We start from the raw sequence: 14,926 nt of genomic DNA, 5'->3' as shown, positions 1-14,926 counted from the left end.
AGACCCTGCTCCAGACCCTGCTCCAGACCCTGCTCCAGACCCTGCTCCAGACCCTGCTCCAGACCCTGCTCCAGACCTTGCTTCAAACCCTCGCGTTTCCATTGATCTGTCCAGCTTTCTACGCGATTGGACAACATGTCGTGTACCTCATGTAAATCGCTCATGGACTCGAATTCTACGCCCGGAAGTCGCTTGGGAAGAAACACCCGGTTGAGCCAGACAGTAAAGGCCCGCCGCAGACCGGTTTGTTCCGGTGCTACGAGCCACTCGACCAAGGCATGGAGGATTGTCAGCACCTCCCCAGGTGTTCGGCTGGCTTCGAGGCGGAAGAGCGCAGCGCTTAGATTGCGCTGCGGCAGGTTGCCTTGCTCAGCGACACGCTGCTCGTCGATCAGGAAATACGCCTGTTGCGGCCGGTATTCGCCCAGCATGGGTGGCGCCGGTTCGATCAGGTCGTCGAGGGTCCCCGCGGCATTCCAGGGATCGGCTCCATTGTAGAGGACGATAGGGAATACCGGCGGCAGTAGACCGGCCTGACTCAGCTGCCGAGTGCGGATCAGGTCCTGGTAAAGAAGCCCGAGGTAGGTTTGGATACGCACCGCCATCCAGCGATCTATCGTGGATTGGAATTCAAGCAACAGATAGACATAGAGCCAATCCCGGCCCCAGCGCACGCGCCAGATCAGGTCGTCGGCGCGGTCACGGAGATCATCGCTGATGTAGCTGCCATTGCATTTTTCCAGCGTGGTCAGGTCCAGCTCATTGATCCAGGTGCCCGGTATGAAACCTTGCAACAGGTCGCTGACCATAGCGACGTGTGAATACAACAGCTTATAGCTGCTGTCGTGGACCGGGCCCCGGCCCGCTCGGGTGGATGTATTTTCCTTCGCCACTCTATTTCCACAATCCACAAGTATCAATCACGATTTTTTCCTGCAATGCCTGTCGGGATATCTTCCGGAATGCCGTGTGTGGGACGAGCCCGAGTACGATATTCGCCTCTGCCAATGCTTCCTTTGCACCGTAAAGCCGGACGCCGGCGTCGGCCAATGGTATCGGTAATGCCTCGATGTGGGGCTCGACGGCGAGGATGCGTCCGTTCCTTTCCTGGGCCAGGCGTAGCGCGATCTCGATGGCTGGGCTCCCGCGCAGGTCGTCGATGTCGGCCTTGTAGGCGAGACCGAAGCAGGCGATGGTCGGGTGTCGGATGTGAGCGATCTCAGCACGTACCTTGGTGACCACGAACTCCGGCTGGGCGATATTGACCTCGCGGGCGGCGCGGATGAGCCGGCTTTGTTCTGGAGCAGAGTGGATGATGAACCAGGGGTCTACGGCAATGCAGTGCCCACCGACGCCGGGTCCGGGGCGCAGGATCTCGACCCGGGGGTGATGGTTGGCCAGCCGGATCAGCTCCCGGACATCGATGCTCAGCTGATCGCAGATCCGGGACAGCTCGTTGGCCAGGGCGACATTGACGTCGCGGAAGGTATTCTCGGCGAGCTTGGTCAGCTCGGCGGTACGGCTGTCGGTGGTGAGGACCTTGCCGGCAACGAATTCGCGGTAGAAGTCCGCGGCAGCGGCGGTGGAGGTCGCATCGATACCGCCGACGATGCGATCATTGGCGACCAGTTCTTGGATGATACGTCCAGGCAGGACACGCTCGGGGCAATAAGCAACCCGGATGGTCTCGTGGGATTCGGCTTGGTGATGGGTGTGGCCAGCGATGGCGAGTTCCGGGCGTTCTTCCGCCAGCCAGTGGGCGACCCGCTCGGTGGTGCCGACCGGACTGGTAGACTCCAGGATCACCAGGTTGCCCGGCACCAGCTGGGGGACAACGGCCCGCGTGGCGGCCTCCACGTACCCAAGGTCGGGCTCATGGTCGTCCTTGAACGGCGTGGGGACGGCAAGGATGAAGATGTCCGCCGCGACGGGTTGAGTAGCGGCCTTGAAGCACCCGCTCCGCACCGCGGATTCGACCAGGCGCTCGAGCTCGGGCTCATGAATGTGGATGCGCCCGGTGTTGATGGTCTCGACCACCGCGGGGTTGACGTCGACCCCGTGAACCTCGAAGCCCCTGTCGGCCAGGAGACCGGCGATGGGCAGGCCGATATAGCCGAGCCCCATCACGCAAATCTTGTGGCCTTGTGGGTCACGCATAACGGGCCCTCAGGGTTGCCGCGATGCGGGCCGCGGCGTGTCCATCGCCGTACGGGTTGTGGGCGTGGGACATGGCGCGATAGGCGTGTTCGTCGTCGAGCAGCCTGGTGGCCTCGGCCACTATGGCGGCAGCATCGGTGCCGACCAGACGGGCGGTACCGGCTGCGATGGCTTCGGGACGCTCGGTCGTATCGCGCATGATCAGGACCGGCTTGCCGAGGGCGGGGGCTTCTTCCTGGATCCCGCCCGAGTCCGTGAGCAGGAGGTACGCGCGGTCCATGAGGGCAACGAACGGAAGATAGTCCAAGGGCGCTATGAGGTGGATATTGTCCACTCCACCCAGCAGGCGTCGGACGGGCTCTTGTACATTAGGATTCAGGTGAACCGGATAGAGGATCTGGATATCGGGCCTTTGGGCCAGGGTAGCCAGGGCCCGGCAGATGCGCTCGAAGCCGGCGCCGAAGTTTTCCCGCCGATGACCCGTCACCAGGATGAGTCGGCGGGCGGGATCGAGAAAGTCGAACGGAGCCTCTACCCGATGCCGGAGCACGGGATCGGTCCGCAGCCGTTGTACCACGTCCAGCAGGGCGTCGATGACGGTGTTTCCGGTGACGGTAATGCTGGTGTCCTTTACCCCTTCGCGCAGCAGATTAAGGCGTGCGCGCTCGGTGGGCGCAAAGTGTAGCTCGGCCAGGCTGCCAGTGAGGCGGCGGTTCATCTCTTCGGGCCAGGGGGCGTAGCGACTGCCGGTGCGCAGTCCGGCTTCCACATGGCCCACGGGAATGCGCTGATAGAAGGCAACCAGGGCTGCGGCCCAGGTGGTAGTGGTGTCACCCTGCACCAGGACGAGATTGGGTTTGCAATCTTGCAAGACCGGACGCAGACCAAGCAGCACCTCGGCCGTAAGATCGGTAAGGGCCTGATCGGGCTGCATGAGATCTAAATCGTAATCCGGGCGGATGGCAAAGAGCTGGAGCACCTGATCGAGCATCTGCCGGTGTTGGGCCGTGACACAGACCCGGCCGGTGATCACCTCCTCCGCTGCCAGCACCTGAACTACAGGCGCCATTTTTATCGCCTCCGGGCGGGTGCCGATCACCATGAGGACCCGCGGACGGGCTGGTGCTTTCGGGCCGAGTTGTGTCATTCCCTTGAAATCCAAGTATTGGCGGTGCGGTGTCCAGTCAGTAGGCAGCCTTACCGGTGAACCCGTACAGCAGGGTCAGGAGCACGATCTTGAGATCCAGCCACAGCGACCAGTTGCGAATGTACCAGAGATCATATTCGATGCGTTTTTCCATCTTGTAAAGGTCATCGGTTTCACCGCGCCAGCCGTTGATCTGGGCCCACCCGGTGATCCCGGGCCGTACCTTGTGCCGCAGCATGTACCCTTTGATCTGCTTGCGGTAAAGCTTGTTGTGGGCAACTGCATGGGGGCGGGGACCGACGATGGACATGGTACCGAACAGGACATTGATGAGTTGGGGTAACTCATCCAGGGAGGTACGGCGAAGCAAGGCGCCGAGCTTGGTGATCCGGGGATCGTCTTTTCTGGCCTGCGGTATCTTGTCCTTATCCTCGCAGACGTGCATCGAGCGGAACTTCCAGACCTTGATCTCTTTCCCATTTATCCCATAGCGGCGCTGTTTGAACAACACAGGGCCTGGTGAGGAGAACTTGATCGCGACAGCGATGACCAGCATCGGAACCGCGGCGACGAGCAGGAAGAGACTTGAGAGTACGACGTCCTGGATCCGTTTCACCCAACCCTCTACGCCCCAAAACGGGGTGTCATAGATGCTGACGAGCGGGATACCCTCCAAATTTGACCATTTGCCTTGAGCTAGACTCGAGGTGAAGTAGTCGGGAACCATATACACGGACAGGGTGCTATCCGCGAGTCGATCGACAAGCTCGGCGATTTCAGCGCGTGCCATGGCGGGCAGGGCAATGTAGAGGATATCGAAGTCGCCGTTTTTTGCACCTTGGACGAGGCTGCCTAGCTTGCTGATCGTCGGCTCGGCGCTAGGGTCCATGGTGTCGGAAGCTGAACCATTCACACTGTCATCCCGGATATGCTCCACCAAGTTCAGACCCAGCCGGGGAGTTTGCGAGATGGTTGCCACGAGCTGCTCATAAAGCGCTCCGCTACCCCAAACGACCACATTGCTTTTCCGACCCTTATAACAAAAGACCCTCCTTCCGACGATCCGCCAGGTACTCAGCAGGAACGGCGTTGTAACTAGCCAGATGCCGATCGCGATGCGTGAATAAAAACTGCTGGATTTAAATCCATACGCCAGCAGCAGCAGGATAAAAAAGGTCCACATCCAAACGAGCAGGAGCTGAAAAAACTGGCGTGAGACGGTCTCTCCTCGCCAGGGACGATAGAGACCAACGACCTCAGCGACTAAAAAGAAGACAATAACGGCCACCAGTACGGCTATTGTGTAGCCTGGTCCCCAGAGTGGTCCGTGGAGCTTGATCGCGGCGACTAGGACGGCGGCGATGATCAGGGCATCAACGGCTTTAAAGCCCAAGATTCAGTAAGTAATCGAAATGCGACGCTCTGGGATACATGAGGCGAGCAGATACTAATGTCTTTATGGCTTCCGGATGGTTACTGTAAAAGTCGCTGTAATTACTCTCCCACCTCGATCTACAGGTTATTGAAGTTTAGCACAGGTAACAAACCACACGCCCTTGGATTTTCATCTCGGTAAACGAGGCACCGCATAACCGGCTGTCAAACTTGAGTTAGCTTCCGGAGAGCGGGGGCGTGGTAGCACCCTGCTCCGAATACCGGGACTCTTGGAACCAATTCAGCTTCTCTCTCAGGCGCACGACCTCGCCGACGATGATCAGCGTCGGGGGCTGGGGCGGGTCTTGCGCTATGCGCTCGAGGATGGTGGACAGGGTGCCGGTGTAGACGCGCTGGTTGGGGGTCGTTCCCTGCTGTACCAGGGCGACAGGCATGTCCGGTGAGATGCCGGCTGCCGTCAGCTGCTCGACGATGACCGCGAGCCCCACCAATCCCATGTAGAACACCACCGTCTGGTTCGGCTGGGCGAGCTGTTGCCAGTTGAGGTCGATCGTGCCGTCCTTCAGGTGTCCGGCCACGAAGGTAACGGACTGGGCATAGTCGCGATGGGTGAGAGGGATGCCCGTGTAGGTGGCGCAGCCCGAGGCGGCCGTGATGCCGGGCACGACCTGGAAGGGGATCCGCTGCGCTGCCAGGGTATCGATCTCCTCGCCGCCGCGTCCGAAGATAAAGGGATCTCCGCCCTTCAGACGCACGACCCGGTGCCCCGCCTTGGCCAAATCCGCGAGCAGACGGTTGATTTCCTCCTGGCGCATGGTGTGGTTGTTGCGCTCCTTGCCCACGAATACCCGCTTGGCGTCCCGTCGTACCAGATCCAGGATCGGCTCGGCCACCAGCCGGTCGTATACCACCACATCCGCCTGCTGCATCAGACGCAGGGCGCGGAAGGTAAGCAGGTCGGGATCACCGGGACCGGCCCCCACCAGATAGACCTCACCCATGTCCCCGCTAGGCTCGGCGGCGGCAAGCTCGCGTTCCATGGCCGCGTCTGCCTCATCTAAGTGTCCGGAAAACACCCGCTCGGCCACGGCGCCCTGTAGCACCCGGTCCCAGAATCGACGGCGATCGCGCTGGTCCGCAAACCGGGCCTTGACCGCAGCGCGGTAGCGCCCACAGAGCGCCCCCAAGCGTCCGTAACCGGCAGGAATCAGCGATTCGAGGCGCGTGCGCAACAGGCGCGCGAGAACGGGTGAGGCGGTGGATGTGGAAACGGCCACCACCACGGGTGACCGGTCGACGATCGAGGGCATGATAAAGCTACATGCCGCGGGTTGATCCACCACATTCACCGGGATACCGTGCCGCTTGGCGATGTCGGCGATGTGTCGATTGACGCTGGGATCATCGGTGGCCGCGATGGCCAGAACGGCCCCAGCAAGATCGGCCTCCTCAAAGGGGCGTTGTAGGTGGGCGATGGCGCCGGTTGCCGCCAGCTTGCCGAGGTGCTCGTCGAGCTGGGGGGAAACCACCCGCACGGCGGCCCCCGCGCGCCGAAGACTGGCTATCTTGCGCACCGCCGTTTCCCCGCCGCCGACCACGAGGCAGGGTTTGTTTTTCACCTCGAGGAAGATGGGGAGCAGCTCCATGGTCTCGTCTTGGTTCGGATGTGCAGGTTTCGAGAAGACGCGAATCTGTACCGGCTGCCATGCGCGTCGATGCGACTTGCGGGCCCGTCGGATCGGGGTTCTCCCCAGGCTTGGCCTGGCGTTGAGGGGAACATTAAAACTCATTAATATATTGAATATCCTAACATACCGGCTAGGGGTCAAGTGTGGTCAAAGAAATCGACTCGGCAAGCTTGCAGCAGCGAATGGCCGCGGGAGCCGATGTCCATCTGATCGATATTCGGACCCCGGGAGAAATTGCCGGCGGTGTGATTCAAGATGCGGCGCTCATGCCGATGCATCTGATCCCGTCGCGGATGGGAGAGCTGCCGCAAGATAAGGAGGTCATCCTCTATTGCCGCAGCGGTGTCCGTTCCTACCACGCCTGCGCTTATCTCATGGAACAGGGATTTAACAACGTCACCAATCTGCGGGGCGGTATTATCGGTTGGGCCCGCGGCGGCTTCGAGGTGGTACGCCGGATGGCGGCGTGAGCGGCCAAGCATAAAATTTTCAAACTGAGCCACTGCCCGACGCCAACGTGGCTTGCCTTTTCCTGTGGTTTGGCGTAAATTAGAATTTCTGAGTTTTTTCATATTCTAACACACTGGAACAGTTGGAGATTTTGCTATGGCAGACTTTGATCAAGAGCTCGATGCAAGTGGCCTGAATTGTCCCTTGCCCATCTTGCGCGCGAAGAAGACCCTTTCGGGCATGGACGCCGGACAGATCCTGCACATCATCGCAACCGACCCGGGTTCCGTGAAGGATTTCGAGGCCTTCTCCAAACAGACCGGAAACGAGTTGTTGGAATCGAAGGAAGAGGGTGGTAAGTTCCACTTTCTGATCAAAAAGACGTGACCTGCGGGTTACCGGTCTATCAACCACTCACCAGGTTTTAACAGGAGCGCCAATGGACGAGAAGAAGCTGGCCATCATCGCCACTAAGGGGTCGTTGGATTGGGCCTATCCGCCCTTTATTCTCGCGTCTACCGCCGCGGCGCTGGGATATGAGACCCAAATCTTTTTTACCTTTTACGGGCTGCAGCTCCTCAAGAAGAAGCTGGCGTTGGAGGTAACCCCCCTCGGGAACCCGGGGATGCCCATGCCGATGGGCATGGACAAGTGGTTTCCGGTGCTGGGCATGACGCTGCCCGGCATGCAGGGCATGGTTACCTCCATGATGAAGCAGAAGATGAAGTCCAAGGGAGTGGCCAGCATCGAGGAGCTGCGCGAGCTCTGCATCGAGGCGGAGGTCAAGCTGATCGCCTGCCAGATGACCGTCGATCTCTTCGATATGGACCGCGCGGTATTCATCGACGGCATCGAGTATGCGGGCGCGGCGGCCTTCTTCGAGTTCGCCGGAGACAGTGACATCTGCCTCTATATCTGACCCGGCTGCAGGGCAGCGACGAATAGCGCCGCCTGGGGGCGGCGTTTTTTGTTAAAGAGAAATCCGATGACCGGCTCTGCCATCGAAATCGCCCCCCGCCAGCCGGCGAGGATCAGCTGTGTCCTGGATCGCCTGCGCCGCGCCGGTGGCGACCCCGATCGATCTTCCTAAGGATTGGTACTTTGTGATATAAAGTTTTTTTATTTGGGTATCTTGCGGAGCTTGTTCTCATGGCAGACCGGAGACTCCAGGTTTTTCACACGGTCGCACGGTTGCTGAGCTTCACCAAGGCCGCAGAAACGCTGCATATGACGCAGCCGGCGGTGACCTTCCAGGTACGGCAGTTGGAAGAGCATTTCAACACCCGACTTTTCGACCGTACCCACAACCGCATCAGCATAACCGATGTGGGCAAGAAGGTGTATGAGTATGCCGACCGCATCTTTGAGTTCTACGCGGAGATGGAGAACGCGGTCCGTGAGATGACAGGGGATATCAACGGCACGCTCACCATCGGTGCAAGTACCACGATCGCCGAATATATGCTTCCGACCCTGCTCGGGGACTTCAAGGAACACTACCCGGAGGTCACGATCCACTTGAAGGTCTCCAACAGTGACGGCATCGTGTCCATGGTGGAGAACAACACCATCGATCTCGGGGTCGTGGAATCCTCTGTCGGCAATAAGAATCTGGTGGTGAAGAACTGCAAGCGCGATCAGCTGGTTGCCATCGTCCCGCCGGGCCACCCCATGGAGGGAAAGCGTGCGGTCGAGTTCTCCGAGCTGTTGGAATATCCGTTCATCTGTCGGGAAGAGGGCTCCGGAACCCGCGAGGTGATCGACGATTACTTACGCCAGCTGAAGCCTTCCAGCGCTTCCTTGAAGATTGCCATGGAACTGGGCAGCCCCGAAGCGGTAAAGGGTGCCGTGGAGGCAGGTATGGGCGTGTCCGTAGTCTCCCGGGCGACGATCCGGAAGGAGCTGCGGCTGAATACGCTCGTGGAGCTGAATCTGGATCCACCCCTGGACAGACCCTTCTCTTTCGTTCACCAGAAACAGAAATTCCGCTCGCGGGCCATGGAGGAATTGCTCGAGTTTGCACGCGGCTACTGTGACACCCACGGCGATTCAGGTGGGGAAGGAAAATAGGTGAGCCGGATTCAGGGCGGCGGTCGCGCCGGCGAGCGGCGATTGGTCAAGCGCTATCGCTCGCTGGAGCCGGCGGATCAGGATACCTTGCTCGCCTTCGGTGAATTCCTGGCGTCGCGGGGCACCGCCCACGCCCAACAGGCATCGGCTCCACTGGAGCCGACACCGATGCCACGCCCCCAAGAGGAGAGCGTGGTCGGCGCCATCAAACGGCTTTCCCGCAAATTTTACATGCTCGATCGCAGCGCCATGCTCAATGATACCTCCGCCTTGATGGGGGCCCATGTGCTGCAGGGGCGCCCGGCCGGCGAGGTGATCGACGAGCTGGAGGAGCTCTTCGCCCGCCACTATGCCGAGTATCGGGCAGAGCAGGCCCGCAAACAGGTCTGACCCGTCCCCCGATGCAGGTCCTTGCCGACTGGTTCCGCCGCTATTTCTCCGATCCCCAGATCGTCTTTCTGGCGGTCCTCTTGCTGGTCGGATTCGCGGTGGTGCTCACCATGGGCGATATGTTGGGCCCGGTGCTGGCCAGCATCGTCATCGCCTATCTCCTCGAGGGCCTGGTCTCCTTCCTGCAGCGGCACGGTTGGCACCGCCTCGTGAGCGTATCCCTGGTCTACAGCCTCTTCATCATCTTTGTGGGACTGGTCCTGTTCGGGGTCATGCCGCTGGTCTCCCGTCAGGTGACGGACCTGGTACAGCAGTTTCCCCGCATGATCTCCGCGGGACAAAAGGCGCTGATGGGGTTGCCGGAGCGCTATCCGGACATCATTTCCACCGCGCAGATCCAGGAAGTGATCGGCACCATTCACGCCGAAATCGCCGGCTTCGGTCAACGCATCCTCTCCTGGTCACTCGCCTCCGTGGTGGACATCATTACCCTGCTGGTCTACATCATCCTGGTGCCGCTCCTGGTGTTCTTCTTCCTCAAGGACCGGGAGCTGATTATCAATTGGTTCAAGCGCTATCTGCCCAAACACCGCAGGATCGCCGGCGCCGTATGGCGGGAGGTGGATCGTCAGATCTCCAACTATGTGCGCGGGAAGTTCTGGGAGATCCTGATCGTCTGGGCAGTGAGCTACCTGACCTTTTACGCCTTCGGGCTCAACTACGCCATGCTGCTGGGCATGCTGGTGGGGTTGTCGGTCATCGTCCCCTACATCGGGGCCTCCGTGGTGACCCTGCCGGTCTTGCTGGTCGCCTGGTCCCAGTGGGGCTGGACCTCCCAGTTCGCCTGGCTGGGGGGGACCTACCTCCTCATCCAGGCCCTGGACGGAAACATCCTGGTGCCCTTGTTGTTCTCGGAGGTGGTCGATCTGCACCCGGTGGCCATCATCGTGGCCGTTCTAGTGTTCGGGGGGCTGTGGGGTTTTTGGGGGGTCTTCTTCGCGATTCCGCTCGCGACTCTGGTGCAGGCCGTCCTTAGTGCCTGGCCGCACCATGAACCGCCGCTGTGACTTTAAGGAGAGACAACCATGGCCGAGCCAGCCGAACGCCGGGCGACCTATGAGGATCTGCTAGGGGTTCCGGCGCATTTTGTTGCCGAGATCGTCAATGGCCGTTTAGTCACCCATCCAAGACCGGCGCCCAGGCACTTACAGGCAAGTTCATCGCTCGGAGGAGAGCTCGATGGCCCTTTCAACAAGGGCCGTGGTGGGCCAGGGGGGTGGTGGATCCTGGACGAGCCCGAGCTGCACCTCGGGCCCCATATCCTGGTCCCGGATCTTGCAGGCTGGCGCCGGACGCGCCTGCCGAGCTTACCGGAAACCGCTTGGTTCGAGCTGGCCCCGGATTGGGTCTGTGAGGTCTTGTCCCCTGGAACGGCCGTGGGCGATCGTGCCGAGAAGCTGCCGATCTATGCGGAACACGGCGTGGCGCACGTCTGGCTCATCGATCCCCAGCCGCAGACCCTGGAGGCATTCGAGAACAACGCGGGAAAGTGGCGCTTGCTCACTACCTTGAATAATCAAGATCAGATTTCGCTCCCACCGTTCGACGCTATCGCATTCGACCTGTCGCTGCTGTGGGCGGATTGACGAGAGCTCGTTTTCAAGCGCTTGAATCCGCTGCACCTATTAACGGAGGGGCCTAGTACCTAGTTTCAGTCTGTTTTTTAGGTATAGTGCTGATGGGCGCACTCGATTTCCGCATGTTACCGGGTAGTGCTTAACATGTCGTGGTCATGCAACTCTTCCAGTGGGGAAGAAAAAGGCTCAGCAGGAAGTTCATTACTACATTTACCTGGTAAGAAAGAAAGAGATGGAACCGGCACTTCAACTTCAACCTACTCTTTATGAGAGCCTGGAGGCCCTGCCTGAAAGAGTGACCGGGGAGATCCTGAACGGACAGCTCCACACGCAGCCGCGGCCTTCCGGAGCCCATGTAGGGGCCAGCTCTGCGCTTGGGATCGAGTTGGGAGGACCCTTTCACAGAGGAAGAGGTGGTCCTGGCGGTTGGTGGATCATCGACGAACCGGAGATCCACTTCGTGCGGAATATAGAGGTGGCGGTACCGGATCTGGCCGGTTGGCGACGGGAGCGGATGCCTTACTTGCCGGAAGATCACCGCTTCGAGGTGGTTCCTGATTGGATCTGCGAGCTCTTATCCCCGTCCACAGCAAGCAAGGATCGTGAGATCAAGATGCCGCTGTATGCCCACTATGAGGTGCAGTATGCATGGCTGATCGATCCGGCTAAGCGCACGTTGGAAGCCTACCGACTCGACGCCGGCGCCTGGATCGAGGTCGGCCGCTTTGCCGATGCCGACCAGGTCGCCGTACCACCATTCGAGGCGGTAAGCCTCGATCTGGGGGCCTTTTGGCCGCCTCAGCGACCGGTTCTCGTATAAGTTCCGGGTAACCTTCCTACCTCACCCATTTTCGATCGAGGTATCCGGGCTCCGGAGGCGGTGACGTCGGCCAGTGCTGTTTCAAGCCGCGCCCAGTCCGCTTCGGTGCCCGGCAAACCGAATCTCAGGCTCGGCGGCTCGGTGAACAGCCGGGTTAGGATCCCCCGGTGCGCCAATCGGTCCTGCAGCCGTGCCGCAGCCGGCGTGCGGACCCACTGAAAGAGACCGCAGCCGCCATCGGGGGGCAGTCCGCAGCGCGTCAGCAAATCCACCAGACGTTCGCCGGCCGCCGCCAGGTAGCGGCGGTTGCCTTGCTGCCAAGCGCGGTCCGCGAGTGCCTGGGTCGCCACCCAGCGCGCCGGCGAGCTGACCGCCCAGGGCCCGAGCAGCGCGGTGAGTCTCTCCAGCAGCTGGGGCGGCGCCAGCACGAACCCCACCCGGGCGCCGGCCAGACCGAAGAATTTACCCAAGGAACGCAACAGGATGAGCCCGGACCGAGGACAAAAGCGCGCCAGGCTTGCTTCCGGTGTGGCGTCCATAAAGGCCTCGTCCACCACCAACCAGCCGCCGTGGGCGGCGAGCCGGGTCTGCCAGGCGAGCAGCTCGTCCACCGGAAAGCGGGTCCCGGTCGGGTTATTCGGATGGATGAGCACGAGCACGTCCGATGCGGACACGGCGTCATCCAGTTGTCCTGCGGTGACGGACGTGACCTGGTGCCCGGCGCATCGCCAGGCATGAGCATGCTCAAAATAACCCGGATCGAGCACGCTGACGCGCGCCTGGTCCCGCAGCCGCGGCAGGGCCTGGATCGCCGCCTGGGAGCCGGCAACGGCAAGCAGCTGTTGGGCACCATAGTAGGCCCGGGCCGCCGCTTCGAGTCCGTCTCCGTCTTCCGGAAGGCGTGACCAGGCGGCCCGCGGCGGCTCGGGGACCGGCCAGCCGCACGGGTTGATGCCGGTGGATAGATCGAGCCAGTCTCCGATGGGGATGCCGTAACGCCGCGCCGCCTGGCGCAACCGGCCACCGTGCTCAAGCATATACCGCTCGCGGCCGCGGCCCTGGTCCCCTGAGTGTTGTCTCTCGTTTGCCTGGTCGCTTCATCTGGAAATTCTAGAGTGCGGCGGTAACTTGACCCCGGCATCGCCCGGAATCTGCGCTACCTGATAGAGCTGAGGTGTTGCCGAGTGGTACCCGCCCGCCGCCGCTTTGGATGTGACGCCACGCCCATTCCAAGCAGGCGTTGCGGCAGGGAAACGCAAATCGGTCACAATCGGTTTGCCATCATCGAGGGTTCTCGATCTCGTTGCGTTCATATGCGGCTCAATCTTCCGTGAGGAGCCTGCGCGTCCACTGTGATCGGTCATTGAGGGCATCTTGCCATGCCCGCTCATAGCGCGCCACGGCTTCCTGATCGAAGCGTCCCTGGTCATGAACCAGAAAGAGCGCGAACAGGCTATTGCCTGCCGCGTCGACGCAATACAGGCCGCGCGATCGTTCGCCCCGCCTGACGAGCCACCCCCGGCGGACCCGTGACCAGTCGATATGCAAACGAAAATCCGAGGCCTGGGCAAACAGGGAGTCGCCGTGACGGATGAGGCCGTCCGCGTTCAGCAGGAGCTCGCTCTCCGCACCGGTCCCGCTGCGCATGAAGATGCGAACACGGCCCCAGCCGCGGGCCGCGTCCAATAGTATGGCCTCCTTTCCGCGCCTGACGGCCGCCACCGCGTAGGTGCCGGCCTGGTCGTCGTCGGTTGCCTCGCCGACCGCCGCCAGGATCTCACCCGGAGGGGCATCGAAGTAGCGGGCGGTATCCTCGAGTGAGGGGCCTTCCGCTGCGCGCAGATAGGCGCGCACGCAGGACCTCCAGCCTTCCAGTCCCATGCTCAACGAGCGGCCGGATCGCTCCCCCGGCTTGAGATGACCCGTCAGGCCGTCGTATTTGTGGGAGTAGCCGCGGGGCGTAATCATCAAGCCACCTCGGCGGTAGGTGTCGCCGTTGCCCACCAGGACCGTGGACAACATCCCGATCTCGCAGTCCGGCAGCGCGTCGAGCTGCGCCAGACGGGTCGTCTGTTGCTCCCGATAGGCGGCATTGACGATGGCGACCGGCGTGTCGGGTCGGCGATGGCGCAGCAAGATGTCCCGGGCTGCCACCAGCTGCTGCCGCCGCCGCCCGCTCCTGGGGTTATAGAGCGCAACCACGAAATCTCCCTTGGCCGCGGCTTCCAACCGCCGCGCGATGAGCGGCCACGGCGTCAGCAGATCCGACAAGGAGATGGCGCAGAAATCATGGCTCAGGGGGGCACCGACCAGGGAGGCACAGGCCGACAAGGCCGTGATGCCCGGTACCACCTCGACCTCGATGCCAGCGTCCGGCGTCCACCCGGATCGCAGGAGGACCTCGTAGGTCAGGCCGGCCATGCCGTAGACGCCGCTGTCGCCTGAAGAGACCAGGGCTACCGTGCGACCCCTGCTCGCCCGCTCGTAGGCCGCGATACAGCGGTCGACCTCCTGGGTCATGCCTTTGCGGATCACCTCCTTCCCGGCGAGGAGGTCCTTGACCAGATCCACATACTTGGCGTAACCGATCACCACCTCGGACTCGGCAATGGCCTGCCGTGCCCGTAAGCTCATCTGCTCCGAGGCACCGGGACCGAGCCCGACCAGAAAGAGCTTGCCCTTACTCACCTGCCAGATACCGCCACAATCGGAGCCCCATGGCGCTCAACATCGATGCGGCTAAGAGACGGTCTAGGGTGGGTTGACATTTATCCGGGCGGTAGTGGTTAATAGAGTTGTTCCGTTTGTTTAATTTTCTAACTTTTTGATTTCAAATACATTTTCATATTCCATGGGCTGGCTGAAAGCAAAAAAATCAGTTCTTTCCGCTCTCAGTCGGCCTTAGAATTTGAAAGTATCTTGAAATATCAATAGGTTAACAACAGGAACAACTCTAATATCTAAGTTGTAACATGACCCACAGCACTGGCCGCTATGCCCCTCTCCCTCTGAGGGTGTCGCAACAGCCCCGCTCCCGGTCTCTGGTTCCCAGGCAGCGCATGGGAACGAGAAAAATAAGCCTGACTGATGACCATTTGGACCGGCAACTCGGCATTCAGGTTCTAGCCGCTAGCCAGAAGGGCCAACGAAATATCGGTGGTCCCGGGAGCCG

At 61.0% G+C, this 14,926-nt stretch carries 15 protein-coding genes; 8 read left to right on the top strand and 7 right to left on the bottom strand.

Features of this window, described 5'->3' with window-relative positions; translation table 11 throughout:
* From BQ17_RS11125 to cysG, 5 genes are all read right to left on the bottom strand, one after another.
* Positions 1-893 (bottom strand): Rpn family recombination-promoting nuclease/putative transposase (locus tag BQ17_RS11125; RefSeq protein WP_256091552.1); only part of this gene is annotated, 893 nt, incomplete at its 3' end.
* Between the two features lies 1 nt (position 894).
* Positions 895-2,157, bottom strand: coding sequence for a UDP-N-acetyl-D-mannosamine dehydrogenase (wecC, locus tag BQ17_RS11120; RefSeq protein WP_089727049.1), 1,263 nt, complete (start codon positions 2,155-2,157; stop codon positions 895-897).
* Positions 2,150-3,304: a non-hydrolyzing UDP-N-acetylglucosamine 2-epimerase gene (wecB, locus tag BQ17_RS11115; RefSeq protein WP_089727047.1), complete on the bottom strand. Its 1,155-nt coding sequence runs from the start codon at positions 3,302-3,304 to the stop codon at positions 2,150-2,152. The genes wecC and wecB overlap by 8 nt, the downstream gene beginning before the upstream one ends.
* 37 nt (positions 3,305-3,341) lie before the next feature.
* Positions 3,342-4,697: an undecaprenyl-phosphate glucose phosphotransferase gene (locus BQ17_RS11110; RefSeq protein WP_176722389.1), complete on the bottom strand. Its 1,356-nt coding sequence runs from the start codon at positions 4,695-4,697 to the stop codon at positions 3,342-3,344.
* A gap of 217 nt (positions 4,698-4,914) precedes the next feature.
* Positions 4,915-6,345, bottom strand: coding sequence for a siroheme synthase CysG (gene cysG, locus BQ17_RS11105; RefSeq protein WP_089727043.1), 1,431 nt, complete (start codon positions 6,343-6,345; stop codon positions 4,915-4,917).
* A gap of 185 nt (positions 6,346-6,530) precedes the next feature.
* Here cysG and BQ17_RS11100 point away from each other — a divergent pair, with 185 nt between their 5' ends.
* The 8 genes from BQ17_RS11100 (at position 6,531) to BQ17_RS11065 (ending at position 11,754) form a co-directional block, all read left to right on the top strand.
* Positions 6,531-6,857, top strand: a complete 327-nt coding sequence (locus BQ17_RS11100) for a rhodanese-like domain-containing protein (RefSeq protein WP_089727041.1) — start codon at positions 6,531-6,533, stop codon at positions 6,855-6,857.
* A 136-nt stretch (positions 6,858-6,993) separates the two neighbouring features.
* Positions 6,994-7,224 carry a sulfurtransferase TusA family protein gene (locus tag BQ17_RS11095; protein ID WP_089727040.1) on the top strand — a complete coding sequence of 77 codons (231 nt, stop codon included), beginning with the start codon at positions 6,994-6,996 and terminating at the stop codon, positions 7,222-7,224.
* 52 nt (positions 7,225-7,276) lie between these two features.
* On the top strand, positions 7,277-7,756 hold the full coding sequence (gene dsrE2 / locus BQ17_RS11090) for a sulfur carrier protein DsrE2 (protein WP_089727038.1): 480 nt from the start codon (positions 7,277-7,279) through the stop codon (positions 7,754-7,756).
* 230 nt (positions 7,757-7,986) lie between these two features.
* Positions 7,987-8,907: a selenium metabolism-associated LysR family transcriptional regulator gene (locus BQ17_RS11085; protein ID WP_089727036.1), complete on the top strand. Its 921-nt coding sequence runs from the start codon at positions 7,987-7,989 to the stop codon at positions 8,905-8,907.
* The gene (locus BQ17_RS11080) at positions 8,908-9,297 is read left to right on the top strand and encodes a hypothetical protein (RefSeq protein WP_256091551.1); all 390 of its coding nucleotides are present in this window, start codon (positions 8,908-8,910) and stop codon (positions 9,295-9,297) included.
* Positions 9,298-9,308: 11 nt separating this feature from the next.
* Positions 9,309-10,364 carry an AI-2E family transporter gene (locus tag BQ17_RS11075; protein WP_089727034.1) on the top strand — a complete coding sequence of 352 codons (1,056 nt, stop codon included), beginning with the start codon at positions 9,309-9,311 and terminating at the stop codon, positions 10,362-10,364.
* 18 nt (positions 10,365-10,382) lie between these two features.
* A complete protein-coding gene (locus tag BQ17_RS11070) occupies positions 10,383-10,943 on the top strand; it encodes a Uma2 family endonuclease (RefSeq protein ID WP_089727033.1) in 561 nt (186 codons plus the stop codon).
* 223 nt (positions 10,944-11,166) lie between these two features.
* Positions 11,167-11,754, top strand: coding sequence for a Uma2 family endonuclease (locus BQ17_RS11065; RefSeq protein WP_089727031.1), 588 nt, complete (start codon positions 11,167-11,169; stop codon positions 11,752-11,754).
* On the opposite strand, the gene cobD is transcribed toward BQ17_RS11065, so the two are convergent.
* A complete protein-coding gene (gene cobD / locus BQ17_RS11060; RefSeq protein ID WP_089727029.1) occupies positions 11,733-12,791 on the bottom strand; it encodes a threonine-phosphate decarboxylase CobD in 1,059 nt (352 codons plus the stop codon). The two genes, BQ17_RS11065 and cobD, sit on opposite strands and share 22 nt — an antisense overlap.
* Before the next feature lie 283 nt (positions 12,792-13,074).
* Positions 13,075-14,442 (bottom strand): precorrin-3B C(17)-methyltransferase, encoded by a 1,368-nt coding sequence (gene cobJ, locus BQ17_RS11055; protein WP_089727027.1) that lies wholly within the window; start codon positions 14,440-14,442, stop codon positions 13,075-13,077.
* Positions 14,443-14,926 lie beyond the last annotated feature (484 nt).

Origin of the sequence: Candidatus Thiosymbion oneisti (assembly GCF_900092655.1) — a bacterium.
Lineage (GTDB): Bacteria > Pseudomonadota > Gammaproteobacteria > Chromatiales > Chromatiaceae > Thiosymbion > Thiosymbion oneisti.
This window is presented reverse-complemented; position numbering and strand designations above follow the sequence as displayed.

Bases quoted from the DNA above. Each gene is read 5' to 3' on its own strand.
- BQ17_RS11070 (WP_089727033.1), top strand. From the start codon at position 10,383: ATGGCCGAGCCAGCCGAACGCCGGGCGACCTATGAGGATCTGCTAGGG.
- wecB (WP_089727047.1), bottom strand. From the start codon at position 3,304: ATGACACAACTCGGCCCGAAAGCACCAGCCCGTCCGCGGGTCCTCATG.
- BQ17_RS11075 (WP_089727034.1), top strand. From the start codon at position 9,309: ATGCAGGTCCTTGCCGACTGGTTCCGCCGCTATTTCTCCGATCCCCAG.
- cobD (WP_089727029.1), bottom strand. From the start codon at position 12,791: ATGCTTGAGCACGGTGGCCGGTTGCGCCAGGCGGCGCGGCGTTACGGC.
- BQ17_RS11095 (WP_089727040.1), top strand. From the start codon at position 6,994: ATGGCAGACTTTGATCAAGAGCTCGATGCAAGTGGCCTGAATTGTCCC.
- cysG (WP_089727043.1), bottom strand. From the start codon at position 6,345: ATGGAGCTGCTCCCCATCTTCCTCGAGGTGAAAAACAAACCCTGCCTC.
- wecC (WP_089727049.1), bottom strand. From the start codon at position 2,157: ATGCGTGACCCACAAGGCCACAAGATTTGCGTGATGGGGCTCGGCTAT.
- BQ17_RS11085 (WP_089727036.1), top strand. From the start codon at position 7,987: ATGGCAGACCGGAGACTCCAGGTTTTTCACACGGTCGCACGGTTGCTG.
- dsrE2 (WP_089727038.1), top strand. From the start codon at position 7,277: ATGGACGAGAAGAAGCTGGCCATCATCGCCACTAAGGGGTCGTTGGAT.
- BQ17_RS11065 (WP_089727031.1), top strand. From the start codon at position 11,167: ATGGAACCGGCACTTCAACTTCAACCTACTCTTTATGAGAGCCTGGAG.